The following is a 21,079-nucleotide window of genomic DNA, read 5'->3' as shown; positions in this document are numbered from 1 at the left end:
GTTAGCTTTGTGCGGCGAAGGGCAAGTTTTTGCCCTGGGGCGGGGAAGGTGTGCACTGATGTGTGTCAGGGGGCGCACTCGATTCGGGCGTGAGAGGACGGGTATCCGACTCAGCGAAGCCAGACAAGATGCAACGGTCGTAGCGGGCTGCCTTGCTGCTCGCATGCGTCTGCGCCGTTCGAACGTGTTATTTGATGCCATCCCTATCGAATGCGAAACGAACCGCAAGTCAATGTCGTCCGGCAGATTCCACGCAGCGTGTGGGTTCTAGGATGTGTGAGTCTTTTCATGGACATCTCATCCGAAATCATCCACAGCCTGCTGCCGATGTTTCTGCTGGCAAGCCTTGGCGCCGGCGCCGGCACGATTGGGCTCATCGAGGGCATCGCGGAGGCCACGGCCCAGATGGTCAAGGTGTTTTCGGGAACGCTGAGTGACTACCTCGGCAACCGAAAGTGGCTCGCCGTAGCAGGGTATTCGCTCGGCGCAATGAGCAAGCCGCTTTTTGCCATTGCGTCGTCGGTTGGAGTCGTGGTGACGGCGCGCGTCATTGACCGTGTCGGCAAGGGCGTTCGCGGTGCGCCTCGCGATGCACTCATCGCGGATGTCACGCCGCAGCACCTGCGTGGCGCGGCCTTCGGCCTGCGCCAGTCGCTCGATACGGTCGGTGCGTTCCTCGGACCGCTGCTGGCCGTTCTCATCATGCTGATATGGGCAGATAATTTTCGGCTTGCCTTCTGGCTTGCCGTCATTCCTGGTGTGCTCGCGGTTGCGCTGTTGACGTTTGGTATCACGGAGCCTGAGCACGAGCCTCGCGCCAAAAGAAGCAATCCTGTGCGGTGGCAGAGTCTCAGGGAGCTTGGTTTGGACTACTGGTGGGTCGTAGGGATAGGCGCCGTTTTTGCGTTGGCGCGATTCAGCGAGGCTTTTCTGGTGCTTCGTGCGATGGGCAGCGGCGTACCGATTGCGCTCGTTCCGCTCGTCATGGTGGCAATGAATATCGTCTACGCGCTGTCCGCTTATCCGTTCGGGAAGCTCGCGGACACGATGCGGCATACGCGGCTGCTGATAGGTGGTCTGATCGTGTTGATTGGCGCCGACCTCGTGCTTGCACACGGCACCCACTGGAGCATAGTCGTCGTAGGCGTAGCGCTGTGGGGGCTGCACATGGGGATGACGCAAGGCCTGCTCGCCACGATGGTCGCGCACACGGCACCTGCGCATCTGCGCGGGACTGCGTTCGGTTTCTTCAATCTGCTGAGCGGCATCGTGACGCTGGTTTCGAGCGTTGTCGCAGGCCAGTTGTGGGAACGTCTGGGCGCAGCCACGACCTTTTATGCGGGCGCAGCCTTCGGTCTGATGACCGTGGTGCTGCTGCTCTTTCACCCGACACCGGCTCAATCTCTTCACGACCTGAGCTAACGTGGCATAGCCGGGGTATCCGTCTGGAAAATGCGCGCATTGTTGCCGCTATTTCCCCAACGTCGAGTGGTGTGTTGCTGCGTCCGCCTGAACTCGGATGCCCATCGGTCGTCAGGCTTCGTGGCAGCGTTTCAAAACAAAAAAGCCGCTGTCCTTGTGGGACAGCGGCTTTTTCTTGAAGCTGGTGGCGAATCAGGGACTCGAACCCCGGACCTGCGGATTATGATTCCGTCGCTCTAACCGACTGAGCTAATTCGCCGAAAGAAGCGAGATTATGCTGGGGCCACCGAAGGCTGTCAACCCCCGGCTCACAACTTTTTCAGATAGCTCCGGCTGTCGGTCCACTCAATCCTTCGCGTAGATATCCGAGTCCTTGGTTTCGCGCACGAACAGCATGCCGATCACGAAGGTGACCACCGCGATGATGATCGGATACCAGAGCCCCGAGTAGATGTTGCCCTTCGCCGCGACGATCGCGAACGCGGTGGCCGGCAGGAAGCCGCCGAACCAGCCATTGCCGACGTGATACGGCAGCGACATCGACGTATAACGGATGCGCGTCGGGAACATCTCGACCAGCATCGCCGCGATCGGCCCGTAGACCATCGTCACGTAGATCACGAGGATCGTCAGGATCACGATGCTCATCGGCCAGTTGATCTGAGCCGGATCAGCCTTCGGCGGGTAGCCGGCGGCCTTCAGCGTCGCGGCGAGCGTCTTCTCGAACGTCTTGGCTTGCTCCTTCGCGTCGCCGGCGCGGCCGTCGAACGTGTTGACGACCGTATCGCCCACGCGGATCTGCGCGATCGTGCCGGCAGGCGCCGCGACGTTGTCGTAGTTCAGGCCGGCTCGCGACAGCGCGCCCTTCGCGATGTCGCATGAGCTCGTGAACTTCGCCGTGCCCACCGGGTTGAACTGGAACGAGCACTCGGCCGGATCGGCGATCACGACGATCGGCGACTTCGCGGTTGCCGCTTCGAGCGCCGGGTTCGTGTAGTGTGTGAGCGCCTTGAACAGCGGGAAGTAGGTGAGGGCGGCGATCAGCAGGCCGGCCATGATGATCGGCTTGCGGCCGATGCGATCCGACAGCGAGCCGAAGAACAGGAAGAACGGCGTGCCGATCAGCAGCGCGAGCGCGATCATGATGTTGGCGCTCGAACCGTCGACCCTCAGCGTCTGCGTGAGGAAGAACAGCGTGTAGAACTGGCCCGTGTACCAGACGACAGCCTGGCCGGCCGTCAGGCCGAGCAGCGCGATAATCACGACCTTCAGGTTCTTCCATTGGCCGAACGCTTCGGAAAGCGGCGCCTTCGAGGTCTTGCCCTCGGCCTTGATGCGCGCGAACACCGGCGACTCATGCAGTTGCAGGCGAATCCACACCGACACCGCGAGCAGCAGGATCGACACGAGGAACGGAATGCGCCAGCCCCAGGCGCCGAACGCGTCTTCGCCCATGAGCGTGCGAACGCCGAGAATCACGAGCAGCGACAGAAACAGACCGAGCGTGGCGGTGGTCTGGATCCATGCGGTGTAGAAGCCGCGGCGGTTCGCCGGCGCGTGTTCGGCCACGTAGGTCGCGGCGCCGCCATACTCGCCGCCGAGCGCGAGACCCTGCAGCAGGCGCATCGCGATGAAGAGCACCGGCGAAGCGATGCCGATCGCCGCGTAGCCCGGCAGGAAGCCGACGAGGAACGTCGACAGGCCCATGATGACGATCGTGATCAGGAACGTGTACTTGCGCCCGACCATGTCGCCGAGCCGCCCGAATACGATCGCGCCGAACGGCCGCACCGCGAAGCCCGCCGCGAAGCTGAGCAGCGTGAAGATGAACGCCGCGGTCGGATTGACGCCGGAGAAGAAGCTCTTGCTGATGAAGGCCGCAAGCGAGCCGGCCAGATAAAAGTCGTACCACTCGAAAACCGTACCCAGCGACGATGCGAAGATCACCCGCTTCTCATCGCGCGTCATCGGCACGTGCGAGATTTGCCCGCCAACGGTAGCCATATTGTCGTCTCCAATATTGATATATCCACGGATCGCCGGCACAGCCGTTCCCGTGCAACCGATTATTGGAGTGGAAACTTACGGCGTTCTGACTCGGCGCCTGAACCTGGGGTAGTCCGGTAAGTCGACGAATAGGCGTTCAATTTCCGTTAATGTGCTGGTATGTTCGCGCAACCCACGTTGAAATATCTCAAAAAACGCTGACCGTCAAGCTGACGATAGAGGCGCGTTAGGGTAAGTCCCGCCCCGTTCGAGCACGTGCAAGCTGACGCGCACCAGTGTGCCGGCGAGCCGCGGCGACTCCTGGTAGACGTTGTCGTCGATGGCGAGCTCGCCGCCGTGCATTGCCGCAATCTCGCGCACGATCGCGAGGCCGAGGCCGCTGCCGTCGCCCTCGCGGCCCAGAATCCGGTAAAAGCGCTCGACCACACGCGAGCGCTCGCTGGCCGGAATGCCGAGCCCGGTGTCCTCGACTTCCAGGTGCACGAGCCGCGCGGGGGCGTCGTGCCGCACGCGCACGGTGATGCGGCCGCCCGCCGGCGTATAGCGGATCGCGTTGTCGATCAGGTTCGACAGCATTTCACGCAGCATCACCGGATTGCCGGCGACTTCGACGGGCTCGTCGGGCGCTTCGTAGCCGATGTCCATCTGCTTCGCGAGCGCGGCCTGCACCCATTCGCGCACCGCGCTGCGCGCGAGTTCGCCCAGTTCGAGCGGCGTGAAGATCTGTCCCGACCGACGGTTTTCCGCGCGCGCCAGCGCGAGCAATTGCGTGACGAGCCGCGCGGCCTGCTCGGAGCTCGTCGCGATCTGTTCGAGCGAGCGACGAACCTCGGCCGACGCGTTCTGGCGCAGCGCGAGCTCGGCCTGGGTGCGCAGGCCGGCCAGCGGCGTTTTCATCTGATGCGCGGCGTCGGCGATGAAGCGCTTCTGTAGCTCCATGTTCTGTTCGAGGCGCGTGAGCAGATCGTTGAACGACGTGACGAGCGGCTCGATTTCCGGCGGCGCGCGGCGCGCTTCGAGCGGCGACAGATCGTCCGGCCGGCGCGCGCGGATATGCGCCTGCAGCGCATGCAGCGGCTCGAGCCCGCGCGACAGCCCGAACCACACGAGCAGGATCGCGAGCGGCAGGATCACGAACTGCGGCAGGATCACGCCCTTGATGATGTCGTTGGCGAGCTGGCTGCGCTTGTCGAGCGTTTCGGCGACCTGCACGAGCACGGCCTGAGCGCCCGGCGTCTGCGGAAACTCGACGGTCGTGTAGGCGACGCGGATGTCGTTGCCGCGCAGCACGTCGTCGCGGAATTCGACGAGGCCCGGTGGCGGGCGGTCCTCCTCGTGCGGCAGTGGCATGTCACGCTCGCCGGCCACGAGCTCGCCGCGCGTGCCGAGCACCTGAAAGAACACGCTGTCGACGTTGTCGGCGCGCAGGAAATCGCGCGTCGACTCGGGCAGCGACAGCTCCGCGACGCCATTGACCGGATGGATCTGGCGCGCGAGCACGTAGGCGTCGGTTTCGAGCGCGCGGTCGAACGGCCCGTTCGCGATCGACTTCGCGACCAGATAGGTGACCGCGAGGCTCATCGGCCAAAGCAGCAGCAGCGGCGCGAGCATCCAGTCGAGAATTTCGCCGAACAGCGAGCGCGGACGCGCTTCGGCGGCGGCTTCGGTTTCGTCGGGCGCGGCGAACGGATTGGCGTAGCGCGCGTCGCGCGCCTCGTCGAGGTCCGCCGCGTGCGCCGTGGCGCGATCAGCGCGTGCGGACATCGCTGGCCTCTATTTGTAGTGGTGGCTCGCCGGCATCGCGGTGGACGACGGCGCGGTGGACGATTGTGCCGCTTGTGCCGTCTGCGGCGCGGAGCCGGCCGGGGTGGCGGGCGCGCTCGCATTCGCCGGCGGCGCCGCTTTTTCGAGACAGTAGCCGAGCCCGCGCACGGTGATGATGCGCACGCCGCTCGGTTCGATCTTCTTGCGCAGCCGGTGCACGTAGACTTCGATCGCGTTGTTGCTGACTTCCTCGCCCCATTCGCATAGATGGTCGACGAGCTGCTCTTTCGAGACCAGCCGGCCGATCCGTTGCAGCAGCACTTCGAGCAGCCCGAGTTCGCGCGCCGACAGATCGATCGCCTGGTCGTTGACGTAGGCGATGCGGCCCACCTGATCGAACGACAGCGAGCCATGCCGCACGACGGTCGGGCCGCCGCCCGCGCCGCGACGTGTCAGCGCGCGCACGCGCGCTTCGAGTTCGTTCAGCGCGAAGGGCTTGGCCATGTAATCGTCGGCGCCGAGGTCGAGGCCTTTGACGCGTTCGTCGACGCTATCGGCGGCGGTCAGGATCAGCACGGGCAGGTTCGAATTGCGCGCGCGCAGGCGGCGCAGCACCTCGAGCCCGGACATGCGCGGCAGGCCCAGATCGAGGATCAATAGGTCGAACGTCTGCATTGACAACGCGGTATCGGCTTCGACGCCGCTTTTCACGTGATCGACCGCATAGGCCGATTGGCGGAGTGATCGAACCAGACCATCCGCGAGTATGCTGTCGTCTTCGGCAATCAGAATTCGCATGATGCGCCAGCCTGGCTTTGCCGGCACCGTGGGGTTGCCCCGGCGCGCAGCGGTCTCCGAACATTATTGTGGGTAGTTGGGGCGATGCGACAGTAAAAGATGCGCGTTCGCATCACAATCGCGCTTGCCAAAACTACTGTTTTTTTATACAGTGTCTGCGTTTCGTGTGATGTCCTGGAGACTCCGCTCAATTCGAGTGGAACCACGGGTGCACATCTGCCTCAGACGCCGTTCATCATAGCAAAGGACGATTCATGGAAGAAAGCAAGAAAGGCTCGGCTGGACTGACTGCTGAAAAGAGCAAGGCTCTCGCCGCCGCGCTCGCGCAGATCGAAAAGCAGTTCGGCAAAGGGTCGGTCATGCGGCTCGGCGCAGGTGAGGCAGTCGAAGACATCCAGGTGGTCTCCACCGGATCGCTCGGCCTCGACATCGCACTGGGCGTCGGCGGTTTGCCGCGCGGCCGCGTGGTCGAAATCTACGGTCCGGAATCGTCCGGTAAAACCACGCTGACGCTGCAGGTCGTCGCCGAAATGCAGAAGCTCGGCGGCACCGCGGCGTTCATCGACGCGGAACACGCGCTGGACATTCAATACGCGGGCAAGCTCGGCGTGAACGTCGCCGACCTGCTGGTCTCGCAGCCGGACACCGGCGAACAGGCGCTCGAAATCGCCGACGCGCTGGTGCGCTCGGGCTCGATCGACATGATCGTGATCGACTCGGTCGCGGCGCTGGTGCCGAAGGCGGAAATCGAAGGCGAAATGGGCGACTCGCTGCCGGGTCTGCAGGCGCGTCTGATGTCGCAGGCGCTGCGCAAGCTGACCGGCACGATCAAGCGCACGAACTGCCTCGTGATCTTCATCAACCAGATCCGCATGAAGATCGGCGTGATGTTCGGCAACCCGGAAACCACCACGGGCGGTAATGCGCTGAAGTTCTACGCGTCGGTGCGTCTCGACATTCGCCGCATCGGCTCGATCAAGAAGAACGACGAAGTGATCGGCAACGAAACCCGCGTGAAGGTCGTCAAGAACAAGGTGGCGCCGCCGTTCCGTGAAGCGATTTTCGACATCCTGTACGGCGAGGGCATCTCGCGTCAGGGCGAAATCATCGACCTCGGCGTGCAGGCGAAGATCGTCGACAAGGCCGGCGCATGGTACAGCTACAGCGGCGAGCGGATCGGTCAGGGCAAGGACAACGCGCGTGAATTCCTGCGCGAAAATCCGGATATCGCTCGCGAAATCGAAAACCGTATCCGCGAATCGCTGGGCGTTACCGCGATGGCGAACGCCGTGACCGGCGCGGACGCTGAAGTCGCGGGCGAAGAAGAGTAAGCATCAAGTGATACGCAAAGGCCGGCCGCTGTCCGGTTTCGACTCCGGACGCTATCCGGACGGCCCGCGCGACGCGGCGGACGGATCGCCTGAATCCGGCGATCCGTTCGAACCGTTCGACGCACATGACCGCGCTGCGGGCCGCGACCCGCAGCGTACGCGGTCTGCGCCCGCTGCAGCGTCGTCCAGCCGGGATTCCTCCGGACTCGATTCCCCAATCCCCTCCGAGGTCACCTACACCCGCTCGCGTCGCCAACCCGGCGAAGAGAAGCCGGGCCAGTCCGACAAAGACGACAGCAGAAAATCCCAACGCCCCGCCCGTTCGCTGAAAGCGCGCGCGCTCGGCTATCTGTCGCGCCGCGAATATAGCCGCGCCGACCTCGCCCGCAAGCTGAAGCCTTACGTCGAGGAAACCGATTCGCTCGACACGGTGCTCGACGCGCTGCAGGCCGAAAACTGGCTATCCGACTCGCGCTTCGCGGAAAGCCTGATCCATCGGCGCGCATCGCGGCTCGGCACGAGCCGCATTCTCGGCGAATTGAAGCAACACGCGCTCAACCCGGCGCTCGTCGAAGAGGCGAGCGCGCAATTGCGCGAAACCGAACTCGCGCGCGCCCAGGCGGTCTGGCGCAAGAAGTTCGGCCAGTTGCCGCAAACGCAGGCCGAGCGCGCGAAGCAGGCGCGCTTTCTCGCGTCGCGCGGCTTCTCCGGCGCGACGATCGGCAAGATCCTGAAGGGTATCGACGACATCGGGGACGGCGACTAACACGCCAGTCTCGACGGGTAGGGCAATTACCGCGCCGTAACCTGGCGCCAGGCCGTGCGCAATCGGGGCTGTCCCAAATACCCGTTATGCTAAAATCCAGACGTTTTCCAATCCGGCCTTTCCTTCCCGCATGTCGCTCTCCCCGCCAGTGTCCCGTCAGTTGCGCCATCGTCGCGCAATCAGAGCGGAAGCTTACGAGCGAGCCGATGGTCTGTGGGATGTGGAAGCGTGCCTGACCGACGAAAAGCCACGCGATGTGGCGCTTGCGTCGGGTGTCCGGCCCAATGGTCAGCCGATCCATGAACTCTGGCTTCGCATCACCATCGATCGCAAGCTCAATGTCGTCAACGCCGAGGCGTCGTCCGACTGGGTGCCCTATCCAGGGTTGTGCCAGGCCAGCAATCCCGCCTACCGTGCCCTCATCGGGCTCAATCTGTTCCACAACTTCCGTCGCGATGCTGCCCGTTTGCTGGCCGGCACGGCCGGTTGCACGCATCTCACCGAGCTGTGCGCGATCCTGCCGACCGCCGCGATCCAGGCGTTCGCCGGCGACGTATGGAACACCGATGACGGCACGCCGGGTGCGAACGCGGGTTCGGGAGACGAATCGTCTAACGGCACAGGCGGGCATTCCAACGACAAACCGCCATTCCAGCTGGGACGCTGCCACGCGCTGCGTTTCGACGGCGAGGCGGTGAAACAGTTTTATCCGCGCTGGTATGGTCATGCACCGCGTCCGGCGGAACGCGCGGCCTCGTCGGACGGCGCGGCGGCCCGCGAACGAAGCGGCGACGCGTCGGCCTGAACGGCGGCAACGGAATCGAAGTTCTATCCAACTCTCACACTGAAGGGAATCACGCATGAAGATTCACGAGTACCAGGGTAAGGAAATCCTGCGGAAATTCGGCGTCGCGGTACCGCGCGGCAAGCCGGTCTTCTCGGTGGATGATGCGGTCAAGGCCGCGGAAGAGCTGGGCGGCCCGGTGTGGGTCGTGAAGGCTCAGATCCATGCGGGTGGCCGTGGCAAGGGCGGCGGCGTCAAGGTCGCCAAGTCGCTGGAACAGGTTCGCGAGTACTCGAACCAGATCCTCGGCATGCAGCTCGTCACGCACCAGACCGGTCCGGAAGGCCAGAAGGTGAACCGCCTGCTGATCGAAGAAGGCGCCGACATCAAGAAGGAACTGTATGTCGGTCTCGTGATCGATCGCGTTTCGCAGAAGATCGTCGTGATGGCGTCGAGCGAAGGCGGCATGGACGTCGAAGAAGTCGCGGAAAAGACGCCTGAGCTGATCCACAAGGTTGCCGTCGATCCGTCGACTGGCCTGAAGGACTCGGAAGCAGACGACCTCGCGAAGAAGATCGGCGTGCCCGACGCTTCGATCCCGCAAGCTCGCGCGATCCTGCAAGGCCTGTACAAGGCATTCTGGGAAACCGACGCATCGCTCGCCGAAATCAACCCGCTGATCCTGACCGGCGACGGCAAGGTCATCGCACTCGACGCGAAGTTCAACTTCGACTCGAACGCGCTGTTCCGTCACCCGGAAATCGTCGCGTACCGCGATCTGGACGAAGAAGATCCGGCTGAAATCGAAGCGTCGAAGTTCGACCTCGCGTACATCTCGCTCGACGGCAACATCGGCTGTCTGGTGAACGGCGCCGGCCTCGCAATGGCAACGATGGACACCATCAAGCTGTTCGGCGGCGAACCGGCGAACTTCCTCGACGTCGGCGGAGGAGCTACGACCGAGAAGGTCACCGAAGCCTTCAAGATCATGCTGAAGAACCCGAACCTGACCGCGATTCTGGTCAACATCTTCGGTGGCATCATGCGCTGCGACGTGATCGCGGAAGGCGTGATCGCGGCGTCGAAGGCCGTGTCGCTGAAGGTGCCGCTCGTGGTCCGCATGAAGGGCACGAACGAAGACCTGGGCAAGAAGATGCTCGCCGAATCCGGCCTGCCGATCATCTCGGCGGACAGCATGGAAGAGGCGGCTCAGAAGGTCGTCGCGGCTGCTTCGGGCAAGGCCTAAGCCAGCTGTCCACGGCGCATTTACCAGCTCATTTGCCAGGTTTACGAGTGGCGGCGCGCGAGCGACACAGGCGTGAAGCATCGCGCCGAGTGGCGCTACCGCGCGACGCCAAACGAACAGAGGTCAATACATGTCGATTCTGATCAACAAAGACACCAAGGTCATCACGCAGGGCATCACCGGCAAGACCGGTCAGTTCCACACGCGTGCTTGCCGTGAATACGCAAACGGCCGCGAAGCGTACGTCGCGGGCGTGAACCCGAAGCGCGCCGGCGAAGATTTCGAAGGCATCCCCATCTACGCGAGCGTCGCTGAAGCCAAGGCTGAGACGGGCGCGACCGTGTCGGTGATTTACGTTCCGCCGGCAGGCGCTGCCGCCGCAATCTGGGAAGCAGTCGAAGCCGACCTGGATCTCGCAATCTGTATCACGGAAGGCATTCCCGTCCGCGACATGATCGAGATCAAGGACCGTATGCGTCGCGAAAACCGCAAGACGCTGCTGCTCGGACCGAACTGCCCGGGCACGATCACGCCGGACGAACTGAAGATCGGCATCATGCCGGGTCACATCCATCGCAAGGGCCGCATCGGCGTCGTGTCGCGTTCGGGCACGCTGACGTATGAAGCAGTCGGCCAGCTGACCGCGATCGGCCTCGGCCAGTCGTCGGCAGTCGGCATCGGCGGCGACCCCATCAATGGTCTGAAGCACATCGACGTGATGAAGATGTTCAACGACGATCCGGATACGGACGCCGTCATCATGATCGGCGAAATCGGCGGTCCGGACGAGGCGAACGCCGCGCACTGGATCAAGGACAACATGAAGAAGCCGGTGGTTGGCTTCATCGCTGGCGTCACGGCGCCTCCGGGCAAGCGCATGGGCCACGCCGGCGCGCTGATCTCGGGCGGTGCGGACACCGCCGAAGCGAAACTGGAAATCATGGACGCGTGCGGTATCAAGGTCACGAAGAACCCGTCGGAAATGGCGCGTCTTCTGAAGGCGATGCTGTAAATCGAATTCGCGTGCCGTTGGCGCGCGATTTTGATACGCTTACGACCTCCTTTCGTGAGCGGGCGGTCCCAAAAAGCGGGGGAGTGCAGACTCCCCCGCTTTTTTTTGTCCGAGCTTGCGCCGCGGTTCTGTCCGCGCGGTCGATTTTTTCTTATGCTTTTTTCCATGCTCGAATTCTTCACGACCCTCCATTGGGGCTCGGTCTTTCAGATCATCGTCATCGACGTTCTGCTCGGCGGCGACAACGCGGTCGTGATCGCGCTCGCCTGCCGCAACCTGCCGCAGTCGCAGCGCATGCGTGGGATCGTGTGGGGGACCGCCGGCGCGATCGCGCTGCGCGTCGTGCTGATCGCGTTCGCGGTCGTGCTGCTCGACGTGCCGTTCCTGAAGTTCGCGGGCGGCTTGCTGCTGCTGTGGATCGGCGTGCGCCTGCTCGCGCCGGCGCACGACGCTCACGACAACGTGAAGCCGGCCGACAAGCTGATCTCGGCGGTGAAGACGATCATCATCGCGGATGCGGTGATGAGCGTCGACAACGTGATCGCGATCGCGGGCGCGGCCGAAGCCGCGGAGCACGAGCACCGGTTGGCTTTGGTGATCTTTGGCCTCGTCGTGAGCATTCCGCTGATCGTGTGGGGCAGCCAGCTGATTCTGAAGCTGCTCGATCGCTTTCCGGGCATCGTACTGTTCGGCGCGGGCCTGCTCGGCTGGATCGCGGGTGGTCTGATGGTCAACGACCCGGCCGGCGACCGCTGGCCGATCCTCGACACGCCAGTCGCCGAATACGGGATGAGCATCGCGGGCGCGCTGTTCGTCGTGATCGTCGGTTATCTGTTGAAGCGCCGTAACGCGAAACGTGCGGCGGTGTGAGCATGGTGCTGACGGTGCATCGCTGCCTGATTCGTGATGTCGTCCGAATGCAAGCCTGGCCATCCGGCTGACTGTGACGCGCGAGCTTCGCTCGCTACGATTGAAACGCCTGTTCCCGATCCACGGGCCAGGCGTTTCTCGTATCAGGAGTCTGCCGATGATCGTTACCCTGCCATATTCCCCATACTCTCAATCGACGCAATCCTCGCGTAGGTCGCGCCGCGCACGCTGGCGCGCGAGCTGGTTCGCGCGCATCTGCCGCCGCTGCGGCGTCGGCTTCACGCTGATCGAGTTGATGATCGTGCTCGCGATCGTCGGCGTGATCGCGGCCTACGCGATTCCCGCGTATCAGGACTATCTGGCGCGCAGCCGGGTCGGCGAGGGCTTGTCGCTCGCGGCGTCGGCGCGGCTCGCGGTGGCCGAAAACGCCGCGAGCGGCAACGCGTTCAGCGGCGGTTATGCGTCGCCGCCCGCCACGCGCAACGTCGAGTCCATCCAGATCGACGACGACACTGGTCAGATCACGATCACGTACTCGACGCGTGTCGCGCAGGCCGGCGCAAACACCATGACGCTGGTGCCGTCGGTCCCGGACAACGTCGATGCGCCGAGCGCGCGAGTCGCGTTGAGCAAGGACGCGGTGCAGACCGGCGCGCTGACGTGGGAATGCTTTGCGAGCGGCAAGAGCGCGTCGTCGTTGCCGGCGCCGGGTTCGGGGCCGATGCCAAGCGAGGCGCCGACGCTCGCCGCGAATCTGGCGCCGCCCGAATGCCGTTCATAAGGGGCAAATGAGTGAGTGAACGAGACAGCAGCCGAGCGCTGACTGGATGAGTCGAAGCCACAACGTAAAAGGCTGATTTTCAGCCTATTTCGGCCGGACCGGCGCACAGTGCAACGAAATTTTTGTATAGTGCGCCGGTTGCTGACGCCCACCGTTGATTCGATGCCCACCCCTTTCGCGCGCTACCTGTCTCTCGTACTGCTGGCTCTTGCGTTGATCCTGCCCTACGCGGTTGCCAACCATACGTATCCGATCCCAACCTTCTACGCCGAATTCACCTCGCTCGCGCTGTTTCTGCTGACCGGGGCAGCCGTCGTGCTGCTGGTCGCGACCACCCGGCCGCGTGTGAGCTTCGCGTCGCCCGCGGTCGCGCTCGTACCCCTGCTGTTCGGCCTCGTGCTGGTCGTGCAGACGCTGGTGCTGCCGGTCGCGGAGCCATCGATGAACTGGCTCGGCGCGGGCTTCCTGCTCGCTGCGTGGATGGCCGTGCATGTGGGCTACGGCTTCACGCGCGTGAAGCTCGACGAGACCGCGTTGCGCTGGGCGGCGGGGGCGTTGATCGTCGGCGGTCTGTTCGCGGTGTTCAGTCAGGTGACCCAGCTGTTTCACCTCGAGGCGCGCGTGGCTCCGCTCGTCGTCGCGTACAACATAACCGTCGAGCGCCGGCCGTTCGGCAACATGGCGCAGGCGAACCACCTCGCGACGTATATCGCGTTCGCGATGGCGGGCGCGCTGTACCTCGTGCAGACGCGCCGCATCGCGGTGCCCATCTGGCTGCTCGTCTCGACGATTTTCTCGGTCGGCCTCGCGCTGACCGTGTCGCGGGGTCCATGGCTGCAGATGGGCGTGATCGTCGTCGCCGGCTTCTGGATGGCCTTCGCGCAGACTCGCAACGAACCGCAATTGCGCCGTAGCAACCGTGAATGGCTGGTGCCGATCGCGCTCGCGGTGCTGTTTTTCGTGGTCAATGCGCTGATCCGCTGGGCCAACGTGCGCTTTCACCTCGAACTCGCGCAGTCGGCGGCCGAACGCTTCCAGGATGCCGGCCAGATCGCGCCGCGCCTCGCGCTGTGGAAATACGGCTGGACGATGTTCAAGCAGCATCCGCTGCTCGGCGTCGGCTGGGGCGAATTTCCGAGCCATCAGTTCGAGCTCGTCAAGCAGCTGGGCGGCGTCGAAATCGCCAACAACTCGCACGACATTTTCGTCGACCTGCTCGCGAAAACCGGTCTGATCGGTCTCGCGATCGTGCTCGTGGGTCTCGTCGCGTGGCTCGTGCGCGTCGTGCGTGCGCCGCAAAGCGCCGCGCGCGTGTTCGGCATCGCGCTGATCGGCGTGCTGACGATGCATGCGCTCGTCGAGTATCCGCAGCAGTACATGTTCTTCCTGTTGCCCGCGATGTTCGTGTTCGGCCTGCTCGAAACGCGGCCGTTGCGCGCGGTGCCGGCGAATCTGTCGCTCGGCGCGTTCGCGGTGGTGGTGTTCGGCGGACTCGCCGCGCTGTATCCGGTGTATCGCGACTATGCGCGTGCCGAGGTGCTCTACTACGGCGCGCGTCCGGCCGAGCAGTACGGCGCCGATCCGTCGTTCATGTTCGGCGCGTGGGGCGAATACGGTCTCGCGACGCTGCAGCCGATGAATCCGCTGAACCTGCAGCGCAAGCTCGCGATGCACAAGCAGGCGATCGCCCTGTTGCCGGGCGAGACGGTGCTGCGTCGCTACGCGGTGCTGCAGGCGCTGACCGGCGATACCGCGGCGGCGCTCGATACGGTCGAACGCTTGCGGATCTTCGCCGAGGAATTGAAAGACTGGCCGGCGCAGCTCGGCTATCTCTACCAGCTCGTCGACGAGCAGAAGTCGCTCGCGGGCTTCAAGCAGCAGTTGGTGAAGCGCTACGGCACACCGGCGCACGATGCGACGCCGGATGACGACAGCGACGAAGATTGATCGGGCCGCGGAAGCTTAGGCGTGCTAGCGCCGCGGCTTCCTCCCTTCAAAGTTCAAAGCTCGGAATACTTCGCGGCCGTGCCTTTCGCCTTGTCGACGGGGTAGCGCGCTTCGTTCAGCTTCAGTTTTTCCGCTGCCGCGTCGACGAGATCGAAGCCGGCGGTATGGGCGACCAGCAGCAGGTACATGAACACGTCGGCGCACTCGTGCCTGAGGTTCGTCGATTGCGCGGGATCGCCGAGCAGCGCGTCGATCTGCGCATCGGTCTTCCACTGAATCGTCTCCAACAGCTCACCGGCTTCGATGCCGGTGGAGACGATCAGGTTGCGCAGCGTGTGAAACTGCCGCCAGTCGCGCGCGTCGCGAAACGCCAGTAGCTGCTCGAGCAGTTCGTCGATGGTCATGTTGCTACCCGGATAGTTGTCGAACCGCACGTCAAGCTTGCGCGACCCAATCCCCCGATTTCCCGCCATGCTTTTCCATCACCTTCACATCGGTGATCGTCATGCCGCGATCCACCGCCTTGCACATGTCGTACACGGTCAGCAGCCCGATCTGCACGGCGGTAAGCGCCTCCATTTCGACGCCCGTGCGTCCAAACGTCTCGACCTGGACCGTGCAATGCACGCCGGGCATCTGCTCGTCGAGTTCGAAATCGGCCTTCACGCGTGTCAGCGCGAGCGGATGACAGAGCGGAATCAGATCGGCGGTGCGCTTCGAGGCCTGGATCGCCGCGATCCGCGCGATGCCGATCACGTCGCCCTTTTTGGCGTTGCCGTCGCGGATCAGCGCGAACGTGTCGGGCAGCATGCGGATCGAGCCACGCGCGATCGCGATGCGCCTGGTCTCCTGCTTGCCGCCGACGTCCACCATATGCGCGTCACCGGCCGCATCGAAATGAGTGAGTTCAGGCATGGTTGACTCCTTCAGAGGGCGCCTATCATAGCAGTGCGGCGCGGCCTCGAATCGTCGCGGCGACTGATTACATTTGCGCTGTGTCGTGCTCTGAGTTTTGCCTCGTACGCGTCCTGCGACGCCCTTGCCCATTATCTTAGTCCGGGCCACGCGCAGCGTTTTTCGACTTCGTCAGGCCGGCTTCGCGATGCATCCAAAACGATTCCTCGCTGCGTCGCTATCCGTCGCACTCGCGACCGACATCGCACGGAGTGCCGGTCACACCGACGAAGCCGCGCGTCTCGCCGAGCTCGCGCAGAAGCGCTGGCCGCAATCGAACGCGGCGCCCGACATGCATATCCGCACGCTGTTCACGCTACATCGCTTCACCGACGCGCAGGCGCTCGCGAAGCAGGAGACCCGGGCGGCATCCCGATCAACCCGCGTGGTGGCTCTATCTCGCGCAGGCGAGCGCGGGCAGTGGCGATACATTGACGCAGCATCGCGCGATGGCGGAGAAGTTCGCGCTGGAGGGCGCGTGGCCATCGGCGATCCGGCAGCTGAAGGACGCGCGCGACCTGAAGACGATCGGCTATTACGACCTCGCGACCGTCGACGCGCGCCTGCACGAGATGGGGAGCCGCTACAAGGAGGAGCGGCTCGACGAGAAAGGGTAGGGTGGACGTGAGCGCACGTCAGACCTGCGCCGCCGGGCTCGCAACGAAGCCAAAGCGCGCGGCCACCTGATCGCGTCGCACGCTTTGCAGCGGCAAGGTGCGCTGAACACTCCAGTGGAACGCACCGCTCAATGAGCCATCGTCGGCGAGCGTCGCGTGATCGGAGAAGATCTCGAGGTCGTGATCGTGCAGCACCGCGATACGTGCTGGCTGCGAGCGATCCGCAAACAGAATGCCGCCGTCTTCATCCACGAACACCGCCGCCGGCTCGAACGCGCCGCCGCCCTGGTCGTGCAGCGCGAGCGTTCCATCCGCGTGCGCGGACAATCTGACCACCCACGGCGTATAAGCCAGCTCGACATACACGCGCTGTGGTCCGTTCTGAAAAAACCACTGCCCGCGCTCATCGGCCTCGTAGTTCCGGTTGATGAAGCCAAGCAGCGCCTCATGCCGGATCGGCACGCCGGGCGCGCCGCTCGTCTGGGCCGCTTCGTCGCGCATGCGCCAGTTGCCGCGCCGGTCGAGCATCAGCCAGCCGGTGCAACTCGGCACGTTCGGCCATTTGGCGAGCGCCTGTTTGACGATGTCATCCATGATCGACGTGTCGCTCCAGATAGCCGAACACGCGCCGCGACAGCCAGTCGATGCGGCCCGGGAACGGCCCGGTCATGAAGCCCGCGTGGCCGCCGTGCTCAGGCTGATAAAGCTCGACCGCCGCCGACACCTCGTGCCGCGACGGCAGCGCTTCGGCCGGCAGGAACGGGTCGTTGCGCGCGTTGAGCACGAGCGTCGGCACCTGAATGTGCGGCAGCAGCGGGCGGGTGGTTGCGGTGCTCCAGTAGTCGTCGGTATCGCGAAAGCCGTGCAGCGGCGCGGTCACGACGTTGTCGAACTCGTACATCGTGCGGCTCGCGAGCATCGCGTCGCGATCGAACAGGCCCGGGAACTGCTCGAGCTTCTGGTTGGCCTTGTGCTTCAGCGTCTTCAGGAAGCTGCGCGTGTAGACGAGGCCGAAGCCCTGCGACAGCGCACGGCCGCCCGCATGGACGTCGATCGGTGTCGAAATCGCGGCAGCGGCGGCTACCACCCGCGCCGCATCGGCCTGCCGCTCACCGAGCCAGCGCAGCAGCACGTTGCCGCCGAGCGACACGCCCGCCGCGACCACCGACCCGCGATGCGCGGCGCGCAGGCGGCGCAGGATCCAGTCGACCTCGTTGCTGTCGGCGAGATGATAGAAGCGCGGCAGCCGGTTCAGCGGGCCGCTGCAACTGCGAAAGTGCGGCACCACGCCGTGCCAGCCGTATTCGCGCGCGGCGGCCATCAGCGCGACCGCGTAGTGCGACGACGAACTGCCTTCCAGGCCGTGAAACAGCACGAAGAGCGGCGCGGTGTCGGTGGGCGGAGTATCGTGCGCGACCCAGTCGAGATCGATGAAATCGCCGTCCGGGGTGTCCCAGCGCTCACGGCGAAACGATACCGCGGGGCGGCGCGCGAACAGCGACGGGACGATCGTCTGCACATGCCGGTTCGGCAGCCACAGCGGCGCGCGGTACAGCAGCTCGACGGTCGCCTCGACGGCGGCCGCCACCTTGACGGGGGCCGTACCGGAGGAAGCGGGTTTATGTGGCGTCGAACTCATACCGGCGGAAAGGCGAGAAAACGTGATTCCGAATCTGTCGTGGTGCCGCGCGTCAGTGCAGCGGACCCTGGCCATGCCGCATCTTCGTCGCGAACTGGCTGGCGGTCTCGTTCGGCATCGGGCTTGCGTGAATATGCGCAATGCGCCATTCGCCGCGTTCATGGACCAGCACGTAGGTGGTGAAGACCATCGCGGGCGTGGCGGTCGGGTTGGCCGGACGATGTGCTTCGGCAATCGCATAGACGACGGTGCCGAGGCTGTCGTAGACGCGGATGTCGAGCGGCTCGATCGACACCGGCAGCGCTTCGAGCTGGACCTGCAAGCCATTGCGGATGCTCTCGAGGCCGTGCAGATGCGAGCCGTCCGCGCAGATGCAGCTGACGAACTCCTCGTCGATCCACAAGCCCATCAAGCTGTCGATATTGACCTCGGCGACGGCCTGATAGTAGGCGTTCAGGGTATCGGCGGCGGCTTCGAAGATATGGGCAAAACGTGGCATGGCTCGTCAGTCTCTTGTGCGCGGCGCGCGGTTGCGGGTCAGCGGTAGCGGGACGGTCCAGAGCGCCGGACCATCGCCCCCGGCGTCAGCTTGCCCGTGCCGCAAGGCGCGAACATGACGCGACGCGCTCGGGGCGTGCGGTGTTGCGTGCGAGTACCAGTCAGCTCAGCGCTGCGCGAGCAGCATGCCGCGCAAATCGCCGAAAACCTGCTCTGCGCTCAGCTGCTTCAGACAGTTCAGATGACCGAGCGGGCACTCGCGCTCAAAACAGGGGCTGCATTCGAGATGAAGCCATTGTACCTTCGCGAGCTCGGACAAGGGCGGGGTGTGGCGCGGATCGGTCGAACCGTAGACGGCCACGAGCGGGCGGCGCAGCGCGGCGGCGACGTGCATCAGTCCGGAGTCGTTGGTGACGACCGCGTTGGCCCGCGAGATCAGCGCGCAAGCCTCGCCGAGTGCGGTCTGGCCGCACAGGTTGCGCACGTTCGGCGCTTTCTCGGCGATCGCCTGCGCGAGCGGCGCGTCTTTCGGCGAGCCGAGCGCGACGATTTGCGTGTACGGGAACGACTGGCCGACCATCTGCGCGAGCGACGCGAAGTGCTCGGGCGGCCAGCGCTTCGCGGGACCGTATTCGGCGCCGGGGCAGAACACCAGCAGCGGCACGCGCGTATCGAGATTGAAGCGCGCCGACACGCGCGAGGCCTCGTTCAGGTCCGTGTCGAGGCGCGGCATCGGCAGATCTTCGGGGACCTTGGCGCCTGGCGCATAGGCGAGGGCGGCGTAGTGGCCGACCATCGGCGGGCGGGCGTCCTTGCGCGGATTCGCGTGACGCACGTTCAGCACGCCGTAGCGACTCTCGCCGGTGTAGCCGATGCGCAGCGGAATGCCCGCCAGCCACGGAATCAGCGCCGACTTGAACGAATTCGGCAGCACGTAGGCCGCGTCGTAGCCGACGTCGCGCAGATCGCTCGACAGCTGCCAGCGGCGCAGCATCTGCAGCTTGCCGTGGGCGAGATCGGTCGCGTAGACGTCGCGGATTTCCGGCATGCGTTCGAGCACGGGTGCGACCCAGCTGGGCGCGACCGCGTCGATGACGATGCGCGGATGCAATTTCACGAGGCGCGCAAACAGCGGCTGCGCCATCAATGCGTCACCGATCCAGTTCGGTGCGATAACCAACGCGCGACGCATCAGAGTGAGTGTCCGGTGTCGATAACAAGCGCCGCGCGCGCGATGCGCGCGGCACTCGGATAGGTAAATGGGGAAAGCGGAAAGCCGCACGGCGCGATGCCGTTCGGCCGCACGCGTCGTGCGGTCGAGCCTGCGGCGCGGCGAGCGCGTGATTCAAAACGCGCGCCTCGTGCCGTGCAAGCTGGCTCAGAACCGCTCGATGCGTTGGATCAATGGCCCTTGATCACTTCGCCGTCGCGCAGCTTGTAACGCGTGCTGCAATACGGGCAACGCGCTTCGCCGTGCGACACGTCGATGAAGACGCGCGGATGCGCGCTCCAGCGCGGCATGGCCGGGTTCGGACAATACGCCGGCAGATCTTTTGCCGACAGTTCGACCAGCGGCATTTCCTTGATTTCGCTCATGAGACTTTCTCGTTGTATGCGGGGTGCGTGCAGTGCGCCGCCGTTGGGCTGCGCGGGGCATCTCGAAACGTCGCTCAGATCTTCGTGAGCCAGTGCGCGTATTTCGCGCTCCTGCCGTTCACGACGTCGAAGAAAGCCGACTGCAGCTTTTCGGTGATCGGGCCGCGCGCGCCAGCGCCGATCGTGCGGTTGTCGAGCTCGCGGATCGGCGTGACTTCGGCCGCCGTGCCGGTGAAGAACGCTTCGTCGCAGGTATAGACTTCGTCGCGCGTGATGCGCTTTTCGATCACCTGCAGGTCCATGTCGCGCGCGAGCGTGATGACGGTGTCGCGCGTGATGCCGTCGAGGCACGACGACAGATCAGGCGTGTACAGCTTGCCGTTGTTGACGAGGAAGAAGTTCTCGCCCGAGCCTTCCGACACGTAGCCGTCGACGTCGAGCAACAGCGCTTCGTCGTAGCCGTCGGCGATCGCTTCCTGGTTCGCGAGGATCGAGTTCACGTACCAGCCCGACGCCTTCGCGCGCACCATCGACACGTTCACGTGATGGCGCGTGAACGACGACGTCTTTACGCGGATGCCCTTGGTGATGCCGTCTTCGCCAAGGTATGCGCCCCACGGCCACGCGGCGATCGCGACGTGAATCGTGTTGCCCTTGGCCGACACGCCGAGCTTTTCCGAGCCGACCCAGATGATCGGGCGCAGATAGCACGAATCGAGCTTGTTCTCGCGGACCACTTCGCGCTGCGCGGCGGCGAGCGTTTCATGGTCGAACGGCACGTTCATCTGGAAGATCTTCGCCGAGTTCAGAAGGCGCTTGGTGTGCTCCTGCAGGCGGAAAATCGCGGTGGCGCCGTCGGCCGTCTTGTAAGCGCGCACGCCCTCGAACACGCCCATGCCGTAGTGCAGCGTATGGGTGAGCACGTGGATTTTGGCATCACGCCACTCGATGAGCTTGCCATCCATCCAGATCTTGCCGTCGCGGTCGGCCATTGACATACGGTTCTCCAGCAGGTGCGTTATGAGGTGCGGCCATGAGCGCAGGACA

Annotated in this window: 20 protein-coding genes, 1 tRNA gene and 1 pseudogene; 10 read left to right on the top strand and 12 right to left on the bottom strand. The window is 64.4% G+C overall.

Features of this window, described 5'->3' with window-relative positions; genetic code table 11:
• Positions 1–210: 210 nt before the first annotated feature.
• Positions 211–1,422 carry an MFS transporter gene (locus tag HDG32_RS11040; RefSeq protein ID WP_184066559.1) on the top strand — a complete coding sequence of 404 codons (1,212 nt, stop codon included), beginning with the start codon at positions 211–213 and terminating at the stop codon, positions 1,420–1,422.
• 182 nt (positions 1,423–1,604) lie between these two features.
• Here the strand turns inward: HDG32_RS11040 and HDG32_RS11035 are convergent.
• The 4 genes from HDG32_RS11035 to HDG32_RS11020 form a co-directional block, all read right to left on the bottom strand.
• A tRNA-Met gene (locus tag HDG32_RS11035) sits at positions 1,605–1,681 on the bottom strand.
• Between the two features lie 86 nt (positions 1,682–1,767).
• Complete coding sequence (locus HDG32_RS11030; protein WP_184066556.1) at positions 1,768–3,426, bottom strand: MFS transporter; 1,659 nt, start codon at positions 3,424–3,426, stop codon at positions 1,768–1,770.
• A 207-nt stretch (positions 3,427–3,633) separates the two neighbouring features.
• Positions 3,634–5,193 carry a sensor histidine kinase gene (locus HDG32_RS11025; RefSeq protein WP_184066554.1) on the bottom strand — a complete coding sequence of 520 codons (1,560 nt, stop codon included), beginning with the start codon at positions 5,191–5,193 and terminating at the stop codon, positions 3,634–3,636.
• Positions 5,194–5,202: 9 nt separating this feature from the next.
• Entirely contained in the window at positions 5,203–5,991 is a 789-nt protein-coding gene (locus tag HDG32_RS11020; RefSeq protein WP_184066551.1) for a response regulator transcription factor, read from the bottom strand.
• 254 nt (positions 5,992–6,245) lie between these two features.
• Between HDG32_RS11020 and recA the strand changes: the two genes are divergently transcribed.
• From recA to HDG32_RS10980, 8 genes are all read left to right on the top strand, one after another.
• Entirely contained in the window at positions 6,246–7,322 is a 1,077-nt protein-coding gene (recA, locus tag HDG32_RS11015; protein WP_018421721.1) for a recombinase RecA, read from the top strand.
• 7 nt (positions 7,323–7,329) lie between these two features.
• Positions 7,330–8,088 (top strand): recombination regulator RecX, encoded by a 759-nt coding sequence (recX, locus tag HDG32_RS11010; RefSeq protein ID WP_184066548.1) that lies wholly within the window; start codon positions 7,330–7,332, stop codon positions 8,086–8,088.
• A 130-nt stretch (positions 8,089–8,218) separates the two neighbouring features.
• Complete coding sequence (locus tag HDG32_RS11005; protein ID WP_184066546.1) at positions 8,219–8,893, top strand: DUF2889 domain-containing protein; 675 nt, start codon at positions 8,219–8,221, stop codon at positions 8,891–8,893.
• A gap of 55 nt (positions 8,894–8,948) precedes the next feature.
• Positions 8,949–10,118: an ADP-forming succinate--CoA ligase subunit beta gene (gene sucC / locus HDG32_RS11000; protein WP_013090442.1), complete on the top strand. Its 1,170-nt coding sequence runs from the start codon at positions 8,949–8,951 to the stop codon at positions 10,116–10,118.
• Between the two features lie 130 nt (positions 10,119–10,248).
• Positions 10,249–11,130 (top strand): succinate--CoA ligase subunit alpha, encoded by an 882-nt coding sequence (gene sucD, locus HDG32_RS10995; RefSeq protein WP_013090441.1) that lies wholly within the window; start codon positions 10,249–10,251, stop codon positions 11,128–11,130.
• Positions 11,131–11,295: 165 nt separating this feature from the next.
• Positions 11,296–12,000: a TerC family protein gene (locus tag HDG32_RS10990; RefSeq protein ID WP_026226026.1), complete on the top strand. Its 705-nt coding sequence runs from the start codon at positions 11,296–11,298 to the stop codon at positions 11,998–12,000.
• Positions 12,001–12,157: 157 nt separating this feature from the next.
• On the top strand, positions 12,158–12,781 hold the full coding sequence (locus tag HDG32_RS10985; RefSeq protein WP_090801738.1) for a pilin: 624 nt from the start codon (positions 12,158–12,160) through the stop codon (positions 12,779–12,781).
• 162 nt (positions 12,782–12,943) lie between these two features.
• Positions 12,944–14,728, top strand: coding sequence for a Wzy polymerase domain-containing protein (locus HDG32_RS10980; RefSeq protein ID WP_184066543.1), 1,785 nt, complete (start codon positions 12,944–12,946; stop codon positions 14,726–14,728).
• A 53-nt stretch (positions 14,729–14,781) separates the two neighbouring features.
• On the opposite strand, the gene HDG32_RS10975 is transcribed toward HDG32_RS10980, so the two are convergent.
• Positions 14,782–15,162 (bottom strand): nucleotide pyrophosphohydrolase, encoded by a 381-nt coding sequence (locus HDG32_RS10975; RefSeq protein WP_311539705.1) that lies wholly within the window; start codon positions 15,160–15,162, stop codon positions 14,782–14,784.
• A gap of 1 nt (position 15,163) precedes the next feature.
• Positions 15,164–15,643, bottom strand: a complete 480-nt coding sequence (moaC, locus tag HDG32_RS10970; protein WP_018421713.1) for a cyclic pyranopterin monophosphate synthase MoaC — start codon at positions 15,641–15,643, stop codon at positions 15,164–15,166.
• A gap of 229 nt (positions 15,644–15,872) precedes the next feature.
• Between moaC and HDG32_RS10965 the strand changes: the two are divergent.
• Positions 15,873–16,299, top strand: a pseudogene (locus HDG32_RS10965) (M48 family peptidase); the annotation flags it as partial.
• An 18-nt stretch (positions 16,300–16,317) separates the two neighbouring features.
• Here the strand turns inward: HDG32_RS10965 and HDG32_RS10960 are convergent.
• From HDG32_RS10960 to HDG32_RS10935, 6 genes are all read right to left on the bottom strand, one after another.
• A complete protein-coding gene (locus HDG32_RS10960; protein ID WP_184066540.1) occupies positions 16,318–16,893 on the bottom strand; it encodes a DUF2946 family protein in 576 nt (191 codons plus the stop codon).
• Positions 16,886–17,938, bottom strand: a complete 1,053-nt coding sequence (locus HDG32_RS10955; protein ID WP_184066537.1) for a hydrolase — start codon at positions 17,936–17,938, stop codon at positions 16,886–16,888. Before HDG32_RS10955 ends, HDG32_RS10960 begins: the two co-directional genes overlap by 8 nt.
• 52 nt (positions 17,939–17,990) lie before the next feature.
• A complete protein-coding gene (locus tag HDG32_RS10950; protein ID WP_184066535.1) occupies positions 17,991–18,437 on the bottom strand; it encodes a nuclear transport factor 2 family protein in 447 nt (148 codons plus the stop codon).
• A gap of 165 nt (positions 18,438–18,602) precedes the next feature.
• Complete coding sequence (gene waaF / locus HDG32_RS10945) at positions 18,603–19,628, bottom strand: lipopolysaccharide heptosyltransferase II (protein WP_018421708.1); 1,026 nt, start codon at positions 19,626–19,628, stop codon at positions 18,603–18,605.
• Between the two features lie 209 nt (positions 19,629–19,837).
• A complete protein-coding gene (locus HDG32_RS10940; RefSeq protein WP_008920434.1) occupies positions 19,838–20,032 on the bottom strand; it encodes a zinc-finger domain-containing protein in 195 nt (64 codons plus the stop codon).
• A 74-nt stretch (positions 20,033–20,106) separates the two neighbouring features.
• Entirely contained in the window at positions 20,107–21,030 is a 924-nt protein-coding gene (locus HDG32_RS10935) for a branched-chain amino acid transaminase (protein ID WP_184066533.1), read from the bottom strand.
• Positions 21,031–21,079: the final 49 nt, after the last annotated feature.

This window comes from Paraburkholderia sp. CI2 (assembly GCF_014201055.1).
Classification (GTDB): Bacteria; Pseudomonadota; Gammaproteobacteria; order Burkholderiales; family Burkholderiaceae; genus Paraburkholderia; species Paraburkholderia tuberum.
Note: the sequence above shows the minus strand (reverse complement) of the source record. Positions and strands in the feature narration are given on the sequence as shown.

What these genes read in the sequence shown, in the direction of transcription:
- HDG32_RS10980 (WP_184066543.1), top strand. Translation starts at nt 12,944, where the DNA reads ATGCCCACCCCTTTCGCGCGCTACCTGTCTCTCGTACTGCTGGCTCTT.
- HDG32_RS10935 (WP_184066533.1), bottom strand. Translation starts at nt 21,030, where the DNA reads ATGTCAATGGCCGACCGCGACGGCAAGATCTGGATGGATGGCAAGCTC.
- sucC (WP_013090442.1), top strand. Translation starts at nt 8,949, where the DNA reads ATGAAGATTCACGAGTACCAGGGTAAGGAAATCCTGCGGAAATTCGGC.
- HDG32_RS10950 (WP_184066535.1), bottom strand. Translation starts at nt 18,437, where the DNA reads ATGCCACGTTTTGCCCATATCTTCGAAGCCGCCGCCGATACCCTGAAC.
- HDG32_RS11040 (WP_184066559.1), top strand. Translation starts at nt 211, where the DNA reads ATGCGAAACGAACCGCAAGTCAATGTCGTCCGGCAGATTCCACGCAGC.
- HDG32_RS11005 (WP_184066546.1), top strand. Translation starts at nt 8,219, where the DNA reads ATGTCGCTCTCCCCGCCAGTGTCCCGTCAGTTGCGCCATCGTCGCGCA.
- waaF (WP_018421708.1), bottom strand. Translation starts at nt 19,628, where the DNA reads ATGCGTCGCGCGTTGGTTATCGCACCGAACTGGATCGGTGACGCATTG.
- recA (WP_018421721.1), top strand. Translation starts at nt 6,246, where the DNA reads ATGGAAGAAAGCAAGAAAGGCTCGGCTGGACTGACTGCTGAAAAGAGC.
- HDG32_RS10990 (WP_026226026.1), top strand. Translation starts at nt 11,296, where the DNA reads ATGCTCGAATTCTTCACGACCCTCCATTGGGGCTCGGTCTTTCAGATC.
- HDG32_RS10955 (WP_184066537.1), bottom strand. Translation starts at nt 17,938, where the DNA reads ATGAGTTCGACGCCACATAAACCCGCTTCCTCCGGTACGGCCCCCGTC.
- HDG32_RS10985 (WP_090801738.1), top strand. Translation starts at nt 12,158, where the DNA reads ATGATCGTTACCCTGCCATATTCCCCATACTCTCAATCGACGCAATCC.
- HDG32_RS11020 (WP_184066551.1), bottom strand. Translation starts at nt 5,991, where the DNA reads ATGCGAATTCTGATTGCCGAAGACGACAGCATACTCGCGGATGGTCTG.
- HDG32_RS10960 (WP_184066540.1), bottom strand. Translation starts at nt 16,893, where the DNA reads ATGGATGACATCGTCAAACAGGCGCTCGCCAAATGGCCGAACGTGCCG.
- HDG32_RS11025 (WP_184066554.1), bottom strand. Translation starts at nt 5,193, where the DNA reads ATGTCCGCACGCGCTGATCGCGCCACGGCGCACGCGGCGGACCTCGAC.
- sucD (WP_013090441.1), top strand. Translation starts at nt 10,249, where the DNA reads ATGTCGATTCTGATCAACAAAGACACCAAGGTCATCACGCAGGGCATC.
- moaC (WP_018421713.1), bottom strand. Translation starts at nt 15,643, where the DNA reads ATGCCTGAACTCACTCATTTCGATGCGGCCGGTGACGCGCATATGGTG.
- HDG32_RS11030 (WP_184066556.1), bottom strand. Translation starts at nt 3,426, where the DNA reads ATGGCTACCGTTGGCGGGCAAATCTCGCACGTGCCGATGACGCGCGAT.
- HDG32_RS10940 (WP_008920434.1), bottom strand. Translation starts at nt 20,032, where the DNA reads ATGAGCGAAATCAAGGAAATGCCGCTGGTCGAACTGTCGGCAAAAGAT.